The organism is Paenibacillus motobuensis (genome assembly GCF_039521865.1).
Lineage (GTDB): Bacteria > Bacillota > Bacilli > Paenibacillales > Paenibacillaceae > Fontibacillus > Fontibacillus motobuensis.
Genome location: NZ_BAAACX010000007.1, coordinates 497,494 through 520,052 on the forward strand (window position 1 = coordinate 497,494; position 22,559 = coordinate 520,052).

A 22,559-nucleotide genomic window follows, 5' to 3' on the forward strand; every position below is an offset into this window, starting at 1 on the left:
GGGCAATGGGCTATACTTGCGCAACTTCTCCCTCACATATCGTCACGCTGCTTGAATATACTTAGTTACAGCTACTTTTTAATCCCCTGACATTCCAATAGGGAGGTGCCCACTGTGTCATCTTCATTTGAACAGAATAAGTTCAACTTCGTCGTCTCCAAGGAAGATTGGTCGCTGCATCGCAAAGGCTATCAGGATCAGCAGCGACACCAGGAGAAGGTGCGGGAAGTCATTCGGCAGAATCTGCCGGACCTGATTACGGAAGAGAATATCATAATGTCGGACGGCAAGCAGATTATCAAGGTTCCACTGCGTAACTTGGAGGAATATCGCTTCATCCATAACTTTCAGAAGCAGAAGCATGTCGGGCAAGGGAATGGGGACAGCGAAGTTGGCGATGTGCTGGCTCAGGATCAACCGAAGGATGCTGGCAAAGGAGGGAAAGCAGGCAATCGGCCCGGACATGATGTAATAGAAGCCGAGATCAGCATCGAGGACCTAGAGGATATGCTGTTCAATGAATTGGAGCTCCCCTTTATTGAGGATAAGGATAAAGAGGAGATGGAGACGGTCTCGTTCCGATTCAGCGACGTCCGCAAGAAGGGACTGATGTCCAACATCGATAAGAAACGGACAATTCTAGAAAACCTGCGTCGTAATGCGACCTCCGGCTCTCCGGGCATCCATGGCATCTCACCGGACGATCTACGTTATAAGACGTGGGAGGATGTCAAGGTCCCCCGCTCCAATGCTGTCATTATTGCCATGATGGATACTAGTGGATCTATGGGCAATTTTGAGAAGTACTGTGCTCGCAGCTTCTTCTTCTGGATGACCCGATTTCTACGTCGGCAGTATGAGAAGGTGGAAATCGTGTTCCTGGCTCATCATACGGAAGCGAAGGAGGTCAGCGAGCAGGATTTCTTCACTCGCGGCGAGAGCGGCGGAACGATTTGCTCTTCCGTCTATCAGAAGGCGCTGGAGATTATAGATGAACGGTATCCTCCGTCCAGCTATAATATTTATCCCTTCCATTTCTCCGATGGCGATAATCTGACTTCAGACAATGAACGCTGCACGAGGCTTATTAACGAGCTCCTGAAGCGCTCGAACATGTTCGGCTATGGGGAGGTTAATCAATACAACCGCGGCAGCACCTTAATGTCCGCTTATCGCAATTTGAAGCATGAACGGTTTCTGTACTATGTGATTAAGGAGAAGGGTGAGGTGTACCAGGCCTTGAAACGCTTTTTCCACAAACGGGAAGGAGGCAAATAACGTGGTGGCTGAGCTGGAACAGTTGGAGTATTCGATTCGGGAAATTATGGAGATCGCCGATGGATTCGGGCTGGATTATTATCCGATGCGTTATGAGATCTGCCCGGCTGATATCATCTACACCTTCGGGGCTTATGGGATGCCGACTCGCTTCAGTCATTGGAGCTTCGGTAAAACCTTCAATAAAATGAAGATGCAGTATGACTTCGGATTAAGCAAAATTTATGAACTCGTCATTAATTCCAATCCATGTTATGCCTTTCTGCTGGAAGGTAATTCGCTGATACAGAATAAGCTGATCATCGCCCATGTGCTGGCTCACTGCGACTTCTTCAAGAACAATCTCCGCTTCTCGGCTACGAATCGCGATATGGTTGAGAGTATGTCCGCGACGGCAGAGCGGATTAATCGTTACGAGCTGATTCATGGTGCGGGCAAGGTGGAGGCGTTCATCGATGCCGTTCTAGCCATTCAGGAGCATGTCGATCCGCAGCTAATTAAGCCACATCGCTATGATAAGCGACAGCAAATGGAAGAGAAGCAGCGCCAAGCCAAGGAGAAGAAGAAGGCGCCTGTCCGGCAGGGAGAGTATGACGATCTGTGGGAGCTGGAGAATCAGGGCGCGGCGCTCTCGGACGGTGAGGATGCGGTTCCTTTTCCACCGGAGCAGGAGAAGGATATTCTCTGGTTCATCCAGGAGTATTCGGAGCATCTGGAGGACTGGCAGCGGGATATTATGAGCATGCTGCGCGAGGAAATGCTCTATTTCTGGCCGCAGATGGAGACGAAGATCATGAATGAAGGTTGGGCTTCTTACTGGCATCAGCGAATTCTGCGCGAGATGGATTTGAGCAGTGAGGAGACGATTGAATTCGCCAAGCTTAACGCTTCCGTTGTGCAGCCTTCGCAAAGTCTGAATCCCTATTACCTAGGCCTGAAAATCTTCGAGGATATCGAACGGCGCTGGAACGAGCCGACAGAGGAGGAACGAACGAGATTCGGGCGGGTTCCAGGGCAGGGCAGGGAGAAAATCTTCGAGGTGCGGGAGCTCGATTCAGATATTTCGTTCCTGCGCAGCTATCTAACGAAGCAGTTAGTGAACGATCTGGATCTGTATATTTTCGAGAAGCAAGGGCCAGAGTGGAAAATTACCGACAAGGGGTGGGAGAATGTACGTGATCAACTAGTCGTCTCCCGCATGAACGGAGGATTTCCTTACGTTGTCGTGAAGGACGGAGATTATGACCGATCTGGTGAGCTGCTGTTGAAGCATCAATATGACGGGCTTGAGCTGGACCTTAAGTATTTGGAGCGCACTCTCCCTTATGTCTACACGCTTTGGGGCAGGCCGGTTCATCTAGAGACAGTCGTAGAGAATAAGTTCGCCCTGTTCAGTTATGACGGCAATAAAGTGAGCAGGAGGATTGTCTAGCGGATGTTCAGGCCAGGGCTGCTCAATGCCGATTCGGGGTATCACAGGTCCACCTTAGGCTTGTAAGTGAAAAGATTGAGAAGAAAACTGCATTTTTGCAGGGAATGATAACCTAAAGAGCTTATATACGCTTCCAAGCCTGCATCTTTGCAGGCTTGGCACACAGGGAGAAATGCGCACGATGCAAGATTGTTGAAAAGCTCATGCGGTGCGGAGCCCTTTTCAATTGCTAACGAAACTACAGATCGCTATTGGCTCAAAGACAGCGGGAAATTATATCTAACGAAACTACATATCGTTATTTGAATGAAATCCAGACTTTTAGCCGCTTATTTGCTTCAATAGCGATACCCAGTTTCGTTAAAATGATTTTCTGCCCTTTTTGGCCTAAATAGCGATATCCTGTTTCGTTAGAGAAGGTTCCGCGAAAATAAAAACCCGCCTAGATAGACGGGTTTTTATTTTATCTATGCTTGTACTCTTAAGCGTCAAGCTAGAAAGTTAGCTTGTTTTCTTCGTGTACAGAATGCCGATTGTCTTCGCACCACAGTGGCTTGAAATGACGCAGCCGGCCTTGGAGATGGCGACTTCTCTAGCTCCGGTCTTCTCCTGCAGAATGCTCTTCAATTGGTCGGCATCTTCATCCGCTAGCGAATGAGTGACGAAGATCAGGTCATTGTCCATCTCACCGATGCGAGCAAGCGCGTTGTCCAGCATTTGATGAAGAGCCTTCTCACGGCTGCCGCGCACTTTGTAGGCGGGCGTCATTTTTCCATCGATCACTTTGATGACTGGACGGATCTTGAGCAGGCTGCCAACCAGGTTCTGCATCCCAGAGCAGCGTCCGCCTTTGTAGAGATAGTCGAGGGAATCGATCACGAATTCCGTCTCCACCTGCGGGCGGGTTCTGTGCAGAAGGTCCATGATCTCTTCGATGCTCTTGCCTGCTTCGGCTGCTCTATATGCCTTCATCACCTGCAGACCGATGCCGGTAGACAGGTTCAGTGAATCAAATACACGAACTCGGCCCTCAGGGAATTCAGTTGCCGCGATCAGTGCGTTCTGATACGTAGAGGAGAGCTCGGACGACAAGCTGATATAGAGGATATCCTTGCCTTCGTTGATGGCTGGAGTGAAGGCCTGAATGAAGTCAGCGGGTGAAGGGGCAGCCGTCTTCGGCAGCTTTTTGGTCTCGCTTACCTTCTGATATAACATCGGGGTATCCAGGTCAATGCCGTCTTTATAGGTCTGCTGATCAAAGGTGACATACAGGGGAATAATTCCAATGTCATATTTCCCAATCCAATCGGATGGCAGGTCACATGTGCTGTCAGCGAATATTTTGAGGTTTCCCATTGAGTAGTCCTCCTTATATGGTTTAAGTTAGGCCTTGTCTGATCCGTCAGGCCTCAGACTTCTTAGTATACATGATAGCTACCGTATGTGGGCCACAATGACTCGAAATAACGCATCCTGCTTGGGAGAGCGCTACTTCGCGCGCACCGGTCTTCTCTTTTAATACGGACGCCAAGTAGAGGGCTTCTTCCTCAGCAAGCGTGTGTACAACAATAATTACATCATTATCCATTGCGTCTAGATTTGCAAGTGCGTTATCCAGCATTTTCTGAACGGCTTTGTCTTTCTTGCCGCGTACTTTGTAAGCGGGGATGATAGAACCGTCAACAACCTTAAGGATTGGCCGGATCTTCAGCAAGCTGCCGATGAAGTTCTGCATGCCGGAGCAGCGCCCGCCTTTGTACAGATACTCTAGCGTATCGATAACAAATTCAGTGTCTACCAATTGCCGAGTATGCTCTAACATAGCTGTAATCTCCGTCGCGGTCTTGCCTTGTTCAGCCGCTCTGACGGCCTTCATGACGAGCAGACCGATTCCGCTGCACAGATTCAGAGAGTCGACGACATGTACCCGCCCGGGCGGGAGTTCGTCCGCTGCAATCAGTGCATTCTGATAGGTTGCGGACAGCTTGGACGACAAGCTGAGATAGACGATTGTCTCGCCACGCTCGATATGCGGACTGAAAGCATTAACGAAATCGGTTGGCGATGGCGCCGTGGTCTTCGGCAGAGAGCCGCCTTCTTCAACCTTGCGATATAGCTCCTCCGGAGTGATGTCAATCCCGTCCCGGTAAATCGCATCACCAAATACAACGTAGAGAGGTATAATTCCTATTTCATATTTTGTAATCCAATCTGTTGGCAGATCGGAGGTGCTGTCTGCGAATATTTTTATTTGTGACATATGCATCTCCTTTATTTGTGGATAGTCCCTAGCTTCATCCAACCTTCTCGGTGCTGAAAAGTGGGATTTTGGGCACATACTATATTTGAATACGTATCAAATAGAGGCCAGGTTTCTTAAAGATAAGCAAACAATACTACGAAAATCACCGGTAGTATAGGTATTGCCGAGAAAATCGTGCCTAATATCGCGAACACTTTCTTGCGATTCTTCATGCTGATTCCGACAATGCCTAGTATGAGTGAGGTTAGATTTAAGACTATAGTAATCAATAGTAGCAATACTCCGACAACTGCGCTACCCTGCTGTATGAAATACTCCTCGAACAGTTCTTCAGGGCCTCCGAGAACATTGGCAGCTGCGACAGATACAAGCACTGTAGCGAAAAGATAGCCCATGAAAGCTACCAAGCTTATGATAAAGGAAGCGATACCGGGACCCGAATGCTTAATGATTTGGGTAGGTTGACCGCCTTGTGCGGGGCCAGGATAAGAAGGGTATGTAGTATAATTCCTCTGGTCAAAGTTTTCCATTTTAAATAAGTCTCCTTTAGGCCATAATGATTACTCTGTATAATTTTTCATATCTTTGCCAAAAAATCAATGACTATTTCAATTGTTTGTAGTACTAGAATGTATCAAGCCATTGGGTTAAGATGAATTAAGGAAGATTGAGCTGTATAGGAGGCGTTAGTATGCAACGCAAATATGCCGGGATCGGCGCTATAATTATGCTGTTGTCTGTGGCACTGGGAGCGTTCGGCGCTCATGTGCTAAAATCGATCATCGGAGAGGAATCGCTCGGTACCTATGAGACGGGGGTTCACTATCAGATGATTCATGGAATCGGAATGATACTCGCGTCCATAGCGGCTGCCTTTGGCGGCAGTGCGAGCAAATGGCGCTGGGCGAATATTTTGTTCCTGATCGGTACGATCCTGTTCTCTGGAAGCTTGTACCTGCTTGCTCTTACGGGATGGAAGTGGTTTGGTCCGATTACACCACTGGGTGGCGTATCCTTTATCGCTGGCTGGCTGATGTTCATTCTGGCCGCATGGGACAAAACACAGCAGAACAGTAGTAAGTAATAAAAGCGGACAATCTATGATTAATTAGATCGTCCGCTCTGTTTGTGTACCTAAAATGTTCGTGTTCAGATTCGATGTCTGAGTATTGCTACGGGATCAAACATGGCCTATTTGAACCTCTATATGAGTCATTACTCGTTAAGATCGATAATTTCGCTGAGATGGAAGGAGTAGACTTGCTTCTCATCTACATGGTAGACCGTCATTGTATAGGTATCCGTCAGGAAGTTCAAAATCCGGCAAGGAATGCTAACGCGCTTCCCGTTACGATTGACTAATAGACGGACGAGTGAATTTTCGGCGATGTATTTTTGAACCCAGTTTTCAAAATATTGACTCTTTGCCATGCTTACAAAGCTGTTCTGTTGCGGGCTCTCCGGCTGTTCCTTAGGAGCAGGGGGTGTATTTGTATCCTTGGTCTCCGAGGGAGTCGGATTCGAAGCGCCTTCATTGATTCTTTTATAGGACTTGTTGATAAGTGACTGCTTCTTATTGGCAAGCATGGAGTTAATAATGGCGCCTAGCTCAATTCCTGAGTTGATCCGGTAATCGATAATATCGTCACTGCTGTTCAATAGCTGCAGCAGTTTTTGCAGTGCTTTGGCATTTGTCTGTTCTTTGACCAGAATTTCTACATTAAATAGATATCCTAGTTCTTCTTGATCGGTTGCACTTGTCTTTTTCATATTTCCCCCAAAAGCTCATGTCATGATATGTAATAAAAAAAGATTTCATAATATAACTCTAATACACCTGATTATCATAGCACTGCTTCAAGGGGAAGCATAGTCCTAAAATCTTATAAACATACCGGAATTCAATTAATATTGAATGATGTCTTTATAATTATTAATTAAAACAGTTCTACAGACCTAGAACGTAAGACTGTATTTAGATATAAATCGCTTTCGATAAGCTCAATTTTGCTCTATTGTGATGTAATTCATTTGAGAATCTTTGCAGCTCGCGTTGATTCGACTTGAAAAGTAGGGTAGAATGGAATGAGAATCAGTGAGAATCACCAATAATAATTCTAATTAAATAATTATTAGAATTATTTTATGCTATAATGGCTTTACAAAAAAGAGAACGAGTAGATGGAGGGCATGATAAAAAATGACACATTTCGTTGTTGAGGGTCTGAAGGCGACCATTGAAGGGAAGGAAATTCTCAAGGGAATCGACCTTGAAATAAAGGGCGGAGAAATCCATGCAATCATGGGCCCGAATGGAACAGGTAAAAGTACGCTTGCTTCCGCATTAATGGGACATCCTAAATATGAAGTAACTGACGGCGCAGTGAGCTTGAATGGTGAAGACGTGTTGGAAATGGCCGTGGACGAGCGTGCTCGCGCGGGTCTGTTCCTGGCAATGCAATATCCAAGCGAAATTGCTGGCGTAACGAACTCTGACTTCTTGCGTAGTGCAATCAACGCACGCCGTGAAGAAGGCAATGAAATCTCATTGATTAAATTCATCCGTCAAATGGAGAGCAAAATGAAGGAGCTGGAGATGAATCCTGAATTCGCTCACCGTTATTTAAATGAAGGCTTCTCTGGCGGAGAGAAGAAACGGAACGAAATTCTGCAAATGATGATGATTGAGTCGAAGCTTGTCATTCTGGACGAGATCGACTCTGGTCTGGATATCGACGCATTGCGTATCGTAGCTAACGGTGTGAATAGCATGCGTGATGAAGATCGCGGATTCCTGATCATTACACACTATCAACGTCTGCTTAACTATATTAAACCGGATGTCGTTCACGTAATGATGCAAGGTCGAATCGTTAAATCGGGTGGCCCTGAGCTGGCAGAACGTCTGGAACGCGACGGATATGATTGGGTCAAAGAAGAACTTGGAATTACGGATGAAACTGTCGGTCAAGAAGCTTAAGACGGAAGGAGGGAACTGAAATGACGACACAAATCGTTCTTCCGGTGGAACTTGATACAGTAAGACAAACATCCGTTAATAATGGGGAACCGGCCTGGTTGACGGAAAGTCGTGTTAATGGCGTGAAGCTTGCTCAAGAGCTTGAATTGCCTAAGTTGGAAAAGATGAAAATCGAACGCTGGGATCTCAGTAATTTCGGTCAACAACGAGAAGGCTATGCAGCATCGGCGCAGCAGTTGCCTGAAAGTGTGGCTTCTCTCGTCGATCTGAAAGAGCACAGCAACCTGATCGTTCAGGTGAACAGTAGAACACAGTTTGCGCAGTTATCCCCTGAGTTGACTGCCAAAGGTGTTATTTTCACAGATCTGGAGACTGCCGTTCGCGAACATTCCGACCTTGTACAGAAGTATTTGCATCAGGCTGTCAAGAGCGATGAGAACCGCTTGACCGCTCTGCATTCCGCACTGTGGAATGGTGGTGTGTTCCTGTATGTACCGCGCAATGTAGAGATCGATATTCCACTGCAAAGCATCTTTGTTCAAGAGGATGATAAGACGACCTTTGCACCGCATGTTTTGATTGTTGCCGAAGCGAATAGCCGTGTTACTTATGTAGACAACTACTTCTCCGGGCAATTTGACAAGACGGTTGTTCATAGCGGAGTAGCGGAAGTATTCGTTCAAGCGGGAGCCAAGGTACAGTTCGCTACAGTTCATAATCTGGGCACCAATACCATTGACCTGAGCTATCGCCGTTCGATCATCGACAATGACGGTTCGATCGAATGGATCATCGGCGAGATGAACTTTGGTGATGCGATGAGTGAGACGCTGTCGATTCTCAAAGGCAACGGATCTCTCTCGGATATGAAGGTGATCGCGGTCGGTTCGGGTTCGCAGAAGCTGAACTATACGACAAAGGCAGTCCATTTCGGCAAGAGCTCTGAGAGTCAAATGATTACCCGGGCTGTTATGCGTGAACAAGCTACAGCGATCATAAATGGGATCACGAAGATCGAGAAGGGTGCAACCAAGGCAAACGGCGAGCAAACCGAGAAGGTTCTTATGCTTAGTCCGAAGGCCCGTGGGGATGCAAACCCAATTCTGTTGATCGATGAGGATGATGTCAAAGCCGGTCACGCGGCTTCGGTTGGCCAAGTCAATCAAGAGCAAATTTACTATCTCATGTCTCGTGGTATCTCGCGTGAGCAAGCTGAACGCTTAGTTATTTATGGTTTCCTTGCCCCAGTCGTTACGGAGATTCCTATGGAACAATTGCAGCAGCAATTGCAAGGACTGGTTGAAAGGAAGTTAGGTCAATGAATGCAGAACTGATCCGGGAACAATTTCCTATTCTGCATCAGGAGATCAATGGTCATCCGCTTGTATACCTTGACAGTGCTGCCACTTCTCAGAAGCCACGCGCTGTGCTCGATGCACTGAAGCACTACTATGAGTGGGAAAATTCTAACGTGCATCGTGGTGTCCACACACTTGGCAGCCGGGCAACGGATGCATATGAAGGGGCGAGAGAGAAAGTGGCGCGGTTTATCGGCGCTGCACGGACCCAGGAGATTATTTTCACCCGGGGGACGACGACTTCGCTGAATATGGTAGCCTCCGCTTACGGACCTGCAGTGCTCCAAGAGGGTGATGAGATTGTCATTACTCCTATGGAGCATCATAGCAATCTGATCCCTTGGCAGCAGTTGGCCATACGGACGGGTGCTGCTTTAAAATATATCCCGCTTCAGCCTGACGGCAATATTGCTCTGGAAGATGCGGAAAAGACGATTACCGATCGTACGAAGATCGTCTCGATCGCCCATGTCTCCAATGTGCTTGGCGTAGTAAATCCGGTCAAAGAGCTGGCTGAGATTGCTCACCGTCATGGAGCTGTAATGGTTGTTGACGGAGCACAGAGTACGCCTCATATGAAGGTGAATGTGCAGGAACTGGATTGTGATTTTTACGCTTTTTCTGGCCATAAGATGTGCGCACCAACGGGAATTGGGGTACTATATGGTAAGAAGCATTTGCTGGAGTCTATGGAGCCGATCGAATTCGGCGGAGAGATGATCGATGATGTCGGCCTGTATGAATCGACATGGAAGGAGCTTCCGTGGAAATTTGAAGGTGGGACACCGATTATCGCTGGAGCGATTGGACTGGGCGCTGCGATTGATTTTCTGCAGGAGATCGGTATGGATGCGATTCACCAGCATGAAACGAAGCTGGCGAAGTACGCCACTGCCAAACTCTCTGAAATTGAAGGACTGACATTATACGGGCCGCGCGAACGCGAGGTAGGATTGTTGACCTTCAATCTGCAGGATATTCATCCGCATGATGTAGCTACTGTTCTGGATGCGTCGGGAGTAGCTATACGTGCCGGTCATCACTGCTGCCAGCCGTTGATGCGCTGGCTTGAGGCCAGTGCAACAGCTAGAGCTAGCCTCTATCTGTACAATACGGAGCAGGACATTGACCGTCTGGCTGAAGCTTTAGTCCAGACAAAGGAGTATTTTGGATAATGCAACTTGACGATTTATACCGCCGCGTAATTATGGATCATTATAAAAACCCGCGCAACCGTGGAAAATTTGATGATGATTCCCTGACTGTTGATCTGAACAATCCAACTTGTGGGGATCGCATCTCCCTCCAGCTGAAGCTGGAGGATGGCGTTGTGAAGGACGCTCGCTTTACCGGAGAGGGCTGCTCGATTAGCATGTCCTCAGCATCGATGATGACAGAAGCAGTGAAGGGCCGGACCTATGCGGAAGCGATGGATTTGGCTAGTCGATTCTCTTCCTTAATGCAGGGAGAGGCTGTTGATTTTGACGAATATGAAGAGCTTGAGGCTCTATCCGGGGTTAATAAATTCCCTGCCCGGATCAAGTGCGCGACGCTGGCATGGAACGCACTCAAGAAAGGGATTCACGAAGAAGAATAACCTAAGCATAAGCAATTAATGAAAGTTTAAGGAGGTAATGCAGCCATGGCTAAGAAAGCGCCTGAAATGGAAGAGTATAAATATGGCTTTCGTGATGAGCACAAGTCAATTTTTCAATCGGGTAAAGGTTTGACTCGAGAGATTGTCACGGAAATTTCCCGTATGAAGAATGAACCGGAGTGGATGCTTAACTTCCGTCTGAAATCGCTGGAGCAGTTCGAGAAAATGCCGCTGCCGCGCTGGGGCGGAAATCTGGACGATCTTGACTTTAACGAAATTCAATACTATGTCAAACCATCTGAGAAGCAAGGTAAGACATGGGATGAAGTTCCTGACGAGATCAAAGAGACCTTTGACAAGCTTGGTATTCCTGAAGCGGAGCAGAAGTTCCTGGCTGGGGTATCGGCTCAATATGAATCCGAGGTTGTATATCACAGCATGCAGAAGGATCTCGAGGACCAAGGCGTTATCTTCATGGATACCGACTCTGCTCTGAGAGAGCACCCTGAGATCTTCCGCGAACATTTCGGTACGATTATTCCTCCAGCAGACAATAAATTTGCCGCTCTGAACAGTGCGGTATGGTCTGGTGGCAGCTTCATCTATGTGCCGAAGGGCGTGAAGTGTGAGATTCCACTGCAAGCTTACTTCCGTATTAACTCGGAAAATATGGGTCAGTTCGAACGTACCCTGATCATCGCTGACGAGGACAGCTTCGTACACTATGTAGAGGGATGTACAGCACCGATCTACAGCACGAACTCTCTGCACAGTGCGGTCGTGGAGATTATCTGTAAGAAGAACGCCCGCGTTCGTTACACAACGATTCAGAACTGGGCACCGAACATTTACAACCTCGTTACGAAGCGTGCCGTTGCCGAAGAGAATGCGACAATGGAATGGGTTGATGGCAACATCGGCTCTAAGCTGACGATGAAATATCCAGCGGTTATTCTGAAGGGCCGTGGAGCCAAAGGCAGCGTATTGTCGATCGCTGTTGCCGGCAAAGGCCAGCTTCAGGATGCGGGTGCGAAGATGATTCACCTCGCTCCGGACACCACTTCGACGATCGTATCGAAATCGATCAGTAAGCATGGCGGTAAAGTAACGTACCGCGGTCTTGCTTCATTCGGACGTCAAGCAGATGGCGCGAAGTCCAACATCAAGTGCGATACACTCATTCTCGATAATGAGTCTACTTCGGATACTATTCCATACAATGAGATCATGAATGATAACATTGTTCTGGAGCATGAAGCGACTGTATCGAAGGTGTCGGAGGAGCAGCTCTTCTACTTGATGAGCCGTGGTCTGACTGAAGAGGAAGCAACGCAAATGATCATCATGGGCTTCATTGAGCCGTTCACGAAAGAGCTGCCGATGGAGTATGCGGTTGAGATGAACAGATTGATCAAGTTTGAGATGGAAGGTAGTATAGGTTAAGTGAAAGCTAAGCGTATCAACTGTTTCCGGTTTATTTTTCGGTGCGTGATACCCGAAATGATACCGTTTAGTCGAATACGCTCATTACTTCTTGCTTTCACTCCATGTAGAGATGTCTGTAGGTGTTATTGATCAAATATGAACCGTAGCTATGACGTATATTGTGGATACGTAGTTCAGGAAATACACGTTTAAAATATTTGTGAAAGTGGGAATAGTGGTATGGGCCACTCCACCAAATACAAACATATCCTCACTGAATCCGTAGATTTTTTCTGCGGATTCTTTTTTATTTTATCTGGTGGACATAAATAGAAGGGAGGGCTTACCAGATAGTGGAGGGATATAACTTGTAGTACAAGCATCACATAAAATGGACTATTTACGAGGGAAAGGTGCCCAATCCTTCTATAGAAAATAGAATAGGATGGTGTGTACTCTAAATACAAGGAGGTATGCAGACATGGGTGAAGTACTTGGTGGTGTAGGATCATGTGGCGGTGGATTATTTACATCAACTGCAGCGATCTTAGTTCTGTTCATTTTGCTCGTTATCATTACAAGAGCCTTTGTTTTTTAATCGATAACTCTAATCGACTACTTCAACTTTCCAATAGTTGGTGTACGTCATATGCCCATGCCGCATGAAAACTGAAAGAAAGCCCATTGACCTTCATTAAGGTCAATGGGCTTCTAAATTAGGGTGTATTAGTGCTGTTACATATAAATCTCAGTGATCGTAAGCTCACGTTCCCTGGACAAATCGATAAAACGCGATTCCGTACGTATTAGCGGACGGAAGAAATCGGATGGGTTAGTCATGATAATCGCCCCAACTTCGCCGGAACTCAGCAGTACTCTCTTACCGATAAAGTTCGGTAGCAGGTGGTTAATCAACACCTGGGTAGGCTCAGGACTTAATTTGCCAAAGCTCATGTTATTCAATTCTTTGAGTACGGTGAATAACTCCTGCTTCGATTGATAGATACGGTTAGAGGTCATTGCTGTGTAGACGTCTGCCACTGCAGTGATCTTGGCGTATGGGTGGATCTCCTTATCGGTTAGTCCGCGTGGGTAACCGCTACCATCATCACGCTCATGATGCTGCAAAGCGATGAGGGCCGATAGCTCGTCCCCGGTGGAATTCATAATAATCTCATACCCGTATTGCGTGTGTCGCTTGATCTCCTCAAATTCCTCAGGTGTCAACTTCCCAGGTTTGAATAAGATATCCTCCGGTATTTTACACTTCCCGATATCGATCAAGTAACCAGCTTTGCCAACTTTATAGGCGTCTTCCTTTGAATATCCTAACCAGGAAGCGATATAATAGGATAGCATTCCAACCTGCAAAGAATGATTATATGTATAATTATCATTATTGCCAAGCAGCAGAAGCAGTGATACGACATCCTTCTGGTCATCGAGCTGTTCGACCATGGGTTCAAGCAGTTGGTCTACTTGAGAATTGTCGAAATTTCCAGTTGCCAGCGCTTCCAGGAATATTGCCTCAAATCCGTCAATCGCTTCGTTAAATACAGGCTGTATCTTCTGGATGAACTGCGGAGTAATTGAGGCGGTCGGCACGACGACATCAATGGTATGAGGGATGATATCAATATAATCGATCCCGTGCTGCATCAACTTAACGATGGCCTCGCTGGACAGTTCCTTCTCTTTCTGTAGAACCAGTACGCCAAAATGATTGAATACGTCGGTCTGAAGCTTGTCTCCAGGGTTAAGATCCATAATATGTACCTTCAAGAAAGATGACACCTCTATACTGTGCTTTTTTTTAATCATATCAGGAAATATATGGGTTGACAACGGTATCATAGTTCTTTATTGCTATTTATTAGAGGAAGATTATGACCGGGGCAGGATTGCGTGGGAGACTTATAGTCATTATCTCTCCTGTAAAATAGAGCACTGGGAGGACAAAAGGTTGATGCTTAAGCATCAACCTCCAGATACAGGCGGAATCAAAGCGATCTCATCCGTCTCCCGGATCGGACAATCGGCTGCTGCGTATTCCTGATTGACGGCAGCCATTGCCGCGGATATGAGTGGACTAGCATCGGGATAAGTATCGCTTAGCAGCTTCTTCAAACGCTCGACAGTTAGGCTGGATTCGCTGCAGTTTAAAGAGATCCGGGATGTACCGAGTCGTTCGGCCAGTCCGGCAAAGAGAGAAATTTCTATTTTCATGTCTAAGCACCTCGGATTTTGTGTTTAAATCCCTATAATATATCATATATAAGAAGACAGTGGGCGTTTTCAAGGTATATAATTAGATTTATCTTCATTTTTTGTTGGTCTATTGAATAAAAAAACAACAAGGGGGCTTTCATGTGCCGGATAAGGATGAAGTTACAATAACGATCGCATATACGAATGACTTGCACAGCCATTTCGGCGCCATGGGCAGAATCGCCGCGATGATCGATGATTTGCGGTCGGAGCCAAATAGTGAAATGCTGCTCCTTGATATAGGCGACCATATGGATCGAGCCGCACCAGAGACGGAAGGCACAATGGGTCAGGCAAATGTCGATATTCTGAATTTGACAGGATATGATGCGATTACGATCGGGAATAATGAGGGGCTGACCTTTACTCCTGAACTTCTAGGGGAGACGTATGCAAGTCTGCGGTGTCCCGTAATTTGCAACAATATTGTTGAACAAAGAACAGGCCAGCCTCCAGGATGGATGAGAAGGCATCATATTGTACAGCGGGGTCCGTTCACGATTGGTTTGATTGGTGCGACGGCGGCATTTTCTGATTTCTACAGCTTGCTGGGGTGGGATGCTCTTGACCCAATAGAGACGATCCAATATGATGTAGAACAGTTGCGTCCGCAGGTGGATCTGATTGTTGTCATGTCCCATTTGGGGATCTTGCTCGATCGACAGCTGGCAGAGACGATTCCAGACATTGACCTCATCATCGGCGGTCATACACATCATCTGCTGGAGGAGCCATTAATTATAGGGAAGACAGCGATCACGGCTGCGGGCAAATTCGGTAATTATCTTGGGAAAATAAAATATCGCAGGAACCCAGTGAGCGGTCTACCGGAAATTTACGATGGAAAGGTGCTTCAAGTTGAGCCAGGGGCGGAAAGTGAAGTGATCCTGAGCTCCATTGACACTTATCGTAGGAAGTCTAAAGCCCGTCTGGATCGGACGGTCACAACGACGGATCGGAAGCTGTCGATCTCTTACAACAGGGAGTCTCCATTCGGCAATTTATTGGCCCAGGCGGTCAGAAGGTTTACGAACAGCGAACTATCGATTATCAATAGCGGACAATTGCTGAGCGACCTTCCAGCTGGTGATATTAGTGAAGGCATGCTGCATGAACGGTGCCCTTCTCCGATTAATCCTTGTACCATGATCTTGAAAGGTGAGGACATTCTATATACCCTAGAGCAATCATTGCGTCCAGATATGATGGATAAGACCATATTCGGCTATGGCTTCCGCGGTAAGGTTCTGGGCGGGATCTGTCTGGATGGTATGGAAGTCGAATATGATCCGTATGCCGAGCCAGATCAGCGAATTATACGAACAAGTGTCGCTGGGATTCCTCTAGACCCTGAAGCGACATATAAGGTAGGTACTCTGGATATGTTTACTTTCGGAGTAGGCTACGAACGGTTGCAGCAAGGAAGCGAGCAGAAATTTATGCTTCCTTTATTTATACGTGATCTACTCAGGTTGGAATTACAGACGGCAGGGGCCGTAGATAGTTGCTTCTTCACCAGATGGAAGCAAGTTTAAGCGATTTATAACGAGACGGAAGTGGTTTAGTTGCGGTTAATAGCTATAAATTCTCTACAACCAGGAATGAAGCTGGGTAAAAAAATTTATAATGAGGACGGGATTGTTCTCTTATCGGAAAATGCAGAAATAAATGATGCTATCATTCGCCGCTTGCGTCACCACGGCCTCGATTATATCTATATTGCTGATCATCGTACGGACGATATTCAGATCAGCGAGATGATCGAAGAAACTACGCGCCGCCGCGCGCTGAATGAATTAAGGGTCAATTTCAAGAAGCTGATGGAGCCGGCGATGAAAGGGGTGGTCTATCCCTATCTGGGCAAGACCTTCTCCGGCTTGGTCGAATCCATCGTCGATGACCTCAGCTCTCGGGAAGATGCAATGATCATGATGATGAATATTGATAGTATGGATCATTACCTGTACCGCCATTCTTTGAATGTATGCTTATATACTTTGTTGCTGGGCCAAGTCTATGGCTATAGCAAAGAGGATCTGACTCTGCTTGGTCTTGGAGCCATGCTGCATGATATCGGCAAGACGAAGGTGCCGCGGGATGTTCTGAATAAGCCGTCACAATTGACTGACGAAGAATTCGCACAGATTAAGCAGCATACCGAGATCGGGTTCAAGCTGTTAAAGGATGAACCAGGGATTCCGCTCAAGGCAGCCCACTGTGCTTATCAGCATCATGAACGCATTAACGGCGGCGGTTATCCGCGAGGCTTGAAGGGCGATGAGATCCATGAATTCGCCCGCTGGATCGCAATCACAGATGCGTTTGATGCGATGACAACGCACCGGGTATACCGTCCGGCGATGCTGCCGCATCAGGCACTGGAGGTGCTCTATGCAGGCTGCGGAGAATGGTATGAGAAGTCGAAGTTGGAGCTATTCAGAGATCATATGGCTATATATCCGGTGGGTATGACCGTTGATCTAAGCACTGGCGAACGAGGTGTTGTCGCCAAGATTCACAAGGCGATTCCGCATAGACCTGTGGTCAGAGTACTGACCAATCCTGACGGAGTTGATTTGAAGTCTCCGTACGATATCGATCTGTCAAACCGTCTATCCGTCGTTATTACCGGAGTAGATGGTGCAAAAGAAGCTATAAAATAAATAAGGTGAGTATAATATGAAGATAATGAGTATGAACAATGAAGCGATTCGGCAAATAAGCCCGAGTTATGATCCGTGGGATCCGATTCTGTCGCTTAAGCAGTACGGTCGACATGTACTGACCAGCGTGGAGATGACGGTAACCAATCTGTGCAATATGCGTTGTGAACATTGCGCAGTAGGCGATAGTCTTGTGATGAAGGAGCCGGAGCATATTCCAGTCGATATGATGCTAAGTGCGCTGGATGAGGTCGAGAACCTACAGACGATCAGTATCACAGGCGGAGAGCCTACATTTCGGAAGCAGACGGTCGACGAGCTGATTGTTCCACTATTGAAATACGCAAGATCACGGGGGATTCGTTCTCAGATCAATTCCAATCTGACGCTTGATTATGAGCGTTACGAGAAGCTGCTGCCTTACCTGGATGTCATGCATATCTCGTTCAATTACACGAGCGAGCGGGACTTCCATGAGGTAGGCTTCGCCCGCAGTGGGCATCCGGTCAAGTCTGAGGTTGCTTACAGAATGTATAACAAAATGGTGGAGAACACCCGCCGCTTGAGTGAGGAAGGGATGTTCATCTCCGCAGAATCGATGATCAATTACCGGACTTATGAGAAGCTGCCGGAGATTCATCGCTTGATTCTGGACATGGGCTGTAAACGCCATGAGGTCCATCCGATGTACGCGGCTGACTTCGCAGAGGGACTGCCTATGCTGTCGTTAGATCAGATGCGCGGAGCCATCCATTCCTTGCTTGATGCTCGTGATCCTAATCTGTGGATGCTGTTCGGTACGCTTCCCTTCTTCGCCTGCAATCCAAGCACGGAGGATGCTGAGCTGCTGCGTCGTCTACGCGAGGAACCGAATGTTACGGTGCGCAATGACCCGGACGGACGCAATCGGGTGAACGTGAACATGTTCACAGGCGATGTATTCGTCACCGACTTCGCAGCGATTCCAGCCTTCGGCAATTTGCGTGACGGGCGTCTGGATGATATTTTTGAGAAGTGGCTTATGGAGCATCCGCTCAATCAGAAGGTGAACTGCCACTGCCCTGCTGCGAATTGCTGTGGTCCAAATCTGCTGGTTGCCGATATGTATTATAAGGGTATCGACTTCAAATCGCGTAAAGCCATCACGCTATAATATTTAGCAATACGACATTATACGTAATCACACAGAAAAGAGGCGTTCATCTTGCACACCGATTTTGAAGTTGGCAAGATTATTTCTAACCTACTTATAGTCTTAATCCTGGTGTTCTTTAACGGGTTCTTCGTTGCTGCGGAATTCTCGCTTGTTAAGGTACGCCAATCACGGCTGACCCAGCTTGTCAGCGAAGGGAATCGAAGAGCTTCCTATGCACTTCGAGTCAATAAGAAATTGGACGCATACTTATCGGCTACTCAGTTAGGAATTACGCTTGCATCACTCGGTCTTGGCTGGGTTGGTGAGCCAGCTGTATCCGAGCTTATTGTCATGCCTATTATGTATAAGCTCGGAGTTACGGATCCTGCACTGATCTCCACGATTTCCGTAGCAGTAGGCTTCGCGATTATTACGTTCCTGCATATTGTAGTCGGTGAGCTAGCTCCTAAATCGCTGGCTATACAGAAGTCCGAGGCGACATCACTGTGGTTGTCAGCGCCGCTGCTATTCTTCTACAAGCTGTTCCTGCCGGTCATTTGGCTGCTTAATACAGCGGCTAACGGGCTGCTGCGCTTAATCGGCATTCAGCCGGCGAATGAGGCCGAAGCGGCGCATTCCGAAGAAGAAATACGGATCTTGATGAATCAAAGTGCTAAGAGCGGTGTGATCGACAAAGATGAAATGAAGCTGATGGATAATATTTTTGACTTCTCGGATATGCTTGCGCGGGAGGTTATGCTTCCGCGGACGGATATGGATTGCTTATTCACTAATCTATCCTGGGAAGAGAATTTGAAGATTATCAACGATACGAAGCATTCACGCTATCCGGTGGCTGTGGAGGATAAAGACCAGATCATTGGCTTTGTACATATTACCGATCTGCTGCTGCCGGAGCCGGATGGTCCGAAGGAACTCGTGGATATGGTGCGTCCGATTCTAAACGTACCGGAATCCATGGAAGTTAGCCATGTGCTACGTCTGATGCAGAAGCGGCATTCACAGCTTGCGATCGTGGTGGATGAGTATGGTGGTACAGCCGGTATTCTGACGGTAGAAGAAATTCTCGAGGAGATCGTCGGCGATCTTCATGATGAGTTCGAGGATGAGCGCCCGGAAATCGAGAAGCTGCAAGATGGCGTATACTCGGTAGACGGCCGTCTGTTGATCGAAGAGGTCAATGATCTGATCGGAAGTGAGTTGGTGGACGATGAGGTCGATTCGATCGGTGGCTGGCTGTTCAAGGAGCTGGAAGGGATTCCAGCCAAGGGAAAGAAGAAGCAGGAGGACAATATTATTTTTGAGGTGGCTGAAGCAAGCCGCCTGCGTATTACCCGGGTGATGATCATTAAATTGCAAGAACCTGAACAACCTGATGATCCATGCGAGGAATGATAGGATTTCTGGTTTCCTAAAATTCTGGCAAGATCAGATGGAATAATGATTTCTTGCAAATGAGGTTAACCCAATATAACAAAGCCGTCAGGTCATGCTGTACTTGAGAACTTGGAGTGTAGTGTGATGCTGATGGTTTTTTTATAAGCACTTGGCTTGACCGCTCTGGAGAGGGCGGTTTTTTGCAGTTTATTCACGCTTTTTAGTTCATTATTTGGGCGAATGTCATATGTTAAAGAATGAGGAGATCGCGGCTAAATTCTGTCCCAAGACCCCAGCGATCTTGAAAATCAATATGTAAAGGAGGAAGTGGTTTGAACTTTACTCAGGAGAAGTCATATACCCCTTTCATTGGCCCTTTTGATCCTTGCCCGCCGATATTGATTAAAACCTTTAGCACACCGCCGCAGTTATATATGCGCTTCCAGCCGCCCAATCTGCCGCAGTTTAGTCCGCAGGAAGCATTAAGACATGGTACGTTATGGCCCGCATTATACAGCCCCTATGAATCCCGGTGGGGGAAAGGAAGGCAGACGAATGAATGAGGTAACTAAGCCGCATTTCGATCAGGAGTTTTATGACATGCTGGAGAAGCTGCAGGCACTCGATTTCACGCTCGTCGAGCTGAACCTGTATCTGGATACGCATCCGAGGGACTTGGCTGCACTCCAGCAATTTAATCAACTGGCATTGGAAAGACGGCATCTGGCAGACCACTTTCAGCAGTTATACGGTCCATTGCAGAATTTCGGACATTCTTTCTCAAGATATCCGTGGGAATGGGTTAATGTCCCATGGCCATGGCAGGTCTAAGCCTGCCTTGATTCTTTATAGAGAGTGTTCAAAAATACGGTCTTGATTAAGACCTTTCCACCTAAGGCAAGTTATAGGATGAGCGACTGCACTCCACAGTCTTTAGCTTCAAGCACTTAATTATTCTAAAAACACACGACTGCAGCATATGCTTCGGCGCTGAAAAGTGGTCTTTATGAAAATAAGCAGGAGGAGGTAAGGCGGAGAAAATGTGGGTATACGAGAAGAAGCTGCAATACCCGGTTCGCATAGGTAAATGCGATATCGGAATGGCGAAGCTGCTGTTGGAGCAGTATGGCGGTGCCGATGGGGAGCTCGCGGCCGCGCTGCGTTATATGAACCAAAGGTACACGATTCCGGAGAAAGTTATAGGACTACTTACCGACATTTCGACGGAGGAATTTGCGCACCTCGAGATGATTGCCACCATGGTGTTCAAGCTCACGAAGGATGCGACTGTGGAGGAACTTCGAGCTAGCGGATTGGCGCCTCATTATGTAGCTCATGACAGTGCGCTCTTCTATGAGAATGCTTCGGGCGTACCGTTCACGGCTGCCTATATCCAGGCGAAAGGCGATCCCATCGCTGACTTGTACGAGGATATTGCCGCAGAAGAGAAGGCCCGGGCTACATATCAATGGCTAATCGATATGACCGATGACGTCGATTTACAAGACAGTCTGAAGTTCCTGCGCGAGCGTGAGATTATCCACTCACTGCGCTTCCGCGAGGCGGTAGAGATCTTGAAGGATGAGCAGGGGAAGAAGAGGGTGTTCTAGTGAGGCGGATGTAGAGGGCATAGCAACAAATGATCCGAAAGTATCGGAAAGGCAGAACTCCTTGAGGAGAGCTGTCTTTTTTTGCGTTGATAAATATATGAAAAGGGGTTGTAACCATGAAGCTGCATATTGGGCGGGTCAACGATAAGCAAAGTCCCCACGACCGTATTTATGGAGAGGATTTATAAGAAGATTGAATTGAAAATCTATAGCTTCACGTAAGTGTTGGCCAGAGGATGGAAGGATACCCTGTTAGATTAAGAAGGGCTGGAAGGAATGGGATTACATAATTATGAAATAGAGGTATAATCATGGAGACTAAGTAAGGGTGCAAATACTCACGGGTGGTGGGGATTTGTGACGTGCAGAGATATGGGGGTTATATGAAACAGCACTAAAAATATACGAGGTGTAAATCAATGAAACTTAATAACCCACGGGTAGAAACGATTAACAATTGGGGACCAACAATGTATGACTGGGGTGGAGTCATCACACAAGGGCTGCATAATCTTGGTTGATATTCAGACAACCCCTGCGAACCTAATAGCGTCGCGGCCGGCAGCCAGCTGCCTTAAGGTTCTCGGGTTCGTGAATGCCGTAACGTTATATTAAATCAGCCGAAACCTAGAAAATAAAATTCTGAAAGGAAGATTTAAATGGCTCTTACTGAGAAGAGAATAATGGATTCAAAGAATGGATTAGAACTTCAAGATTTAAGGAATGAACAAATTCATATGGTTTGTTTCAAGGGATCAGAGTTCCATGGAATTGATATGAGGGACACGTCAGTAGCGCATACGAATTTCGTCAATGCGAAGTGGGAACATATATACTTCTCAAATGTTCAAATAAATATGATCCAAATGGGTGGGACAATATTTGAGAATATTGTTCGCCCTGAAGGAAACGAAAGTAAATTTGAAGAAGAACCAGGAACAGAAGGATGGATTAATTTAGAACCAGTACAGTTCAAGACCAGTGATTTAAGTAGAGCTGTTTTTGAATCATGTAATTTATCTAACGTTGAATTAAATAACTGTAATATTGAAGGATTAAAGATCGATGGCATATTAATAAAAGATTTAATAGAACATTATAAGAGCAATAACAAAGTTTAAGTAACTCAATGAAGCGGCTGACATCATATAA

23 protein-coding genes are annotated in these 22,559 nt (G+C 46.8%); 17 read left to right on the top strand and 6 right to left on the bottom strand.

What is annotated here, in order from left to right; all coding sequences use genetic code 11:
- The first annotated feature begins 114 nt into the window (after nucleotides 1–114).
- Both yhbH and ABD014_RS07415 read left to right on the top strand, forming a co-directional pair.
- Nucleotides 115–1,278, top strand: coding sequence for a sporulation protein YhbH (gene yhbH / locus ABD014_RS07410; protein WP_343859338.1), 1,164 nt, complete (start codon nucleotides 115–117; stop codon nucleotides 1,276–1,278).
- Between the two features lies 1 nt (nucleotide 1,279).
- Nucleotides 1,280–2,710, top strand: a complete 1,431-nt coding sequence (locus tag ABD014_RS07415) for a SpoVR family protein (protein ID WP_343859341.1) — start codon at nucleotides 1,280–1,282, stop codon at nucleotides 2,708–2,710.
- Between the two features lie 501 nt (nucleotides 2,711–3,211).
- Here ABD014_RS07415 and ABD014_RS07420 read toward each other — a convergent pair.
- The 3 genes from ABD014_RS07420 to ABD014_RS07430 all read right to left on the bottom strand — a co-directional run bounded on the left by ABD014_RS07420 (nucleotide 3,212) and on the right by ABD014_RS07430 (nucleotide 5,503).
- A complete protein-coding gene (locus ABD014_RS07420; RefSeq protein ID WP_343859343.1) occupies nucleotides 3,212–4,066 on the bottom strand; it encodes a DegV family protein in 855 nt (284 codons plus the stop codon).
- Nucleotides 4,067–4,112: 46 nt separating this feature from the next.
- Entirely contained in the window at nucleotides 4,113–4,970 is an 858-nt protein-coding gene (locus tag ABD014_RS07425; RefSeq protein ID WP_343859345.1) for a DegV family protein, read from the bottom strand.
- A 116-nt stretch (nucleotides 4,971–5,086) separates the two neighbouring features.
- Nucleotides 5,087–5,503, bottom strand: a complete 417-nt coding sequence (locus ABD014_RS07430; RefSeq protein WP_343859348.1) for a hypothetical protein — start codon at nucleotides 5,501–5,503, stop codon at nucleotides 5,087–5,089.
- A 161-nt stretch (nucleotides 5,504–5,664) separates the two neighbouring features.
- Here ABD014_RS07430 and ABD014_RS07435 point away from each other — a divergent pair, with 161 nt between their 5' ends.
- Entirely contained in the window at nucleotides 5,665–6,057 is a 393-nt protein-coding gene (locus ABD014_RS07435) for a DUF423 domain-containing protein (RefSeq protein ID WP_343859351.1), read from the top strand.
- A gap of 131 nt (nucleotides 6,058–6,188) precedes the next feature.
- Here ABD014_RS07435 and ABD014_RS07440 read toward each other — a convergent pair whose 3' ends face one another.
- Nucleotides 6,189–6,743 carry a hypothetical protein gene (locus tag ABD014_RS07440; protein WP_343859354.1) on the bottom strand — a complete coding sequence of 185 codons (555 nt, stop codon included), beginning with the start codon at nucleotides 6,741–6,743 and terminating at the stop codon, nucleotides 6,189–6,191.
- A gap of 430 nt (nucleotides 6,744–7,173) precedes the next feature.
- Between ABD014_RS07440 and sufC the strand changes: the two genes are divergently transcribed.
- From sufC to ABD014_RS07470, 6 genes are all read left to right on the top strand, one after another.
- A complete protein-coding gene (gene sufC / locus ABD014_RS07445; RefSeq protein WP_127001468.1) occupies nucleotides 7,174–7,953 on the top strand; it encodes a Fe-S cluster assembly ATPase SufC in 780 nt (259 codons plus the stop codon).
- 20 nt (nucleotides 7,954–7,973) lie between these two features.
- Nucleotides 7,974–9,275, top strand: coding sequence for a Fe-S cluster assembly protein SufD (gene sufD, locus ABD014_RS07450; RefSeq protein WP_343859357.1), 1,302 nt, complete (start codon nucleotides 7,974–7,976; stop codon nucleotides 9,273–9,275).
- Nucleotides 9,272–10,486: a cysteine desulfurase gene (locus tag ABD014_RS07455; RefSeq protein ID WP_343859360.1), complete on the top strand. Its 1,215-nt coding sequence runs from the start codon at nucleotides 9,272–9,274 to the stop codon at nucleotides 10,484–10,486. Before sufD ends, ABD014_RS07455 begins: the two co-directional genes overlap by 4 nt.
- A complete protein-coding gene (gene sufU, locus ABD014_RS07460; protein WP_251408030.1) occupies nucleotides 10,486–10,908 on the top strand; it encodes a Fe-S cluster assembly sulfur transfer protein SufU in 423 nt (140 codons plus the stop codon). Before ABD014_RS07455 ends, sufU begins: the two co-directional genes overlap by 1 nt.
- A 45-nt stretch (nucleotides 10,909–10,953) precedes the next feature.
- Complete coding sequence (sufB, locus tag ABD014_RS07465) at nucleotides 10,954–12,351, top strand: Fe-S cluster assembly protein SufB (RefSeq protein ID WP_127001460.1); 1,398 nt, start codon at nucleotides 10,954–10,956, stop codon at nucleotides 12,349–12,351.
- Between the two features lie 463 nt (nucleotides 12,352–12,814).
- Nucleotides 12,815–12,931 carry a YjcZ family sporulation protein gene (locus ABD014_RS07470; RefSeq protein ID WP_343859370.1) on the top strand — a complete coding sequence of 39 codons (117 nt, stop codon included), beginning with the start codon at nucleotides 12,815–12,817 and terminating at the stop codon, nucleotides 12,929–12,931.
- A 137-nt stretch (nucleotides 12,932–13,068) separates the two neighbouring features.
- Here the strand turns inward: ABD014_RS07470 and ABD014_RS07475 are convergent, their stop codons facing one another.
- Together ABD014_RS07475 and moaD are read right to left on the bottom strand one after the other, a co-directional pair.
- The gene (locus ABD014_RS07475; RefSeq protein ID WP_343859373.1) at nucleotides 13,069–14,115 is read right to left on the bottom strand and encodes an HD-GYP domain-containing protein; all 1,047 of its coding nucleotides are present in this window, start codon (nucleotides 14,113–14,115) and stop codon (nucleotides 13,069–13,071) included.
- 195 nt (nucleotides 14,116–14,310) lie between these two features.
- A complete protein-coding gene (gene moaD, locus ABD014_RS07480) occupies nucleotides 14,311–14,559 on the bottom strand; it encodes a molybdopterin converting factor subunit 1 (protein WP_343859376.1) in 249 nt (82 codons plus the stop codon).
- A gap of 143 nt (nucleotides 14,560–14,702) precedes the next feature.
- Between moaD and ABD014_RS07485 the strand changes: the two genes are divergently transcribed.
- From ABD014_RS07485 to ABD014_RS07520, 8 genes are all read left to right on the top strand, one after another.
- On the top strand, nucleotides 14,703–16,136 hold the full coding sequence (locus tag ABD014_RS07485) for a bifunctional metallophosphatase/5'-nucleotidase (protein WP_343859379.1): 1,434 nt from the start codon (nucleotides 14,703–14,705) through the stop codon (nucleotides 16,134–16,136).
- Between the two features lie 30 nt (nucleotides 16,137–16,166).
- On the top strand, nucleotides 16,167–17,264 hold the full coding sequence (locus tag ABD014_RS07490) for an HD-GYP domain-containing protein (RefSeq protein WP_343859382.1): 1,098 nt from the start codon (nucleotides 16,167–16,169) through the stop codon (nucleotides 17,262–17,264).
- 16 nt (nucleotides 17,265–17,280) lie between these two features.
- On the top strand, nucleotides 17,281–18,417 hold the full coding sequence (gene yfkAB / locus ABD014_RS07495; protein ID WP_343859385.1) for a radical SAM/CxCxxxxC motif protein YfkAB: 1,137 nt from the start codon (nucleotides 17,281–17,283) through the stop codon (nucleotides 18,415–18,417).
- Nucleotides 18,418–18,468: 51 nt separating this feature from the next.
- Complete coding sequence (locus tag ABD014_RS07500) at nucleotides 18,469–19,815, top strand: hemolysin family protein (RefSeq protein WP_343859387.1); 1,347 nt, start codon at nucleotides 18,469–18,471, stop codon at nucleotides 19,813–19,815.
- A gap of 314 nt (nucleotides 19,816–20,129) precedes the next feature.
- On the top strand, nucleotides 20,130–20,360 hold the full coding sequence (locus ABD014_RS07505; RefSeq protein ID WP_343859389.1) for a spore coat associated protein CotJA: 231 nt from the start codon (nucleotides 20,130–20,132) through the stop codon (nucleotides 20,358–20,360).
- Nucleotides 20,353–20,628 (top strand): spore coat protein CotJB, encoded by a 276-nt coding sequence (locus ABD014_RS07510; protein WP_343859391.1) that lies wholly within the window; start codon nucleotides 20,353–20,355, stop codon nucleotides 20,626–20,628. Before ABD014_RS07505 ends, ABD014_RS07510 begins: the two co-directional genes overlap by 8 nt.
- Nucleotides 20,629–20,837: 209 nt before the next feature.
- Nucleotides 20,838–21,407, top strand: a complete 570-nt coding sequence (locus ABD014_RS07515; protein ID WP_343859393.1) for a manganese catalase family protein — start codon at nucleotides 20,838–20,840, stop codon at nucleotides 21,405–21,407.
- 659 nt (nucleotides 21,408–22,066) lie between these two features.
- Nucleotides 22,067–22,528, top strand: a complete 462-nt coding sequence (locus ABD014_RS07520) for a pentapeptide repeat-containing protein (protein WP_343859395.1) — start codon at nucleotides 22,067–22,069, stop codon at nucleotides 22,526–22,528.
- Nucleotides 22,529–22,559: the final 31 nt, after the last annotated feature.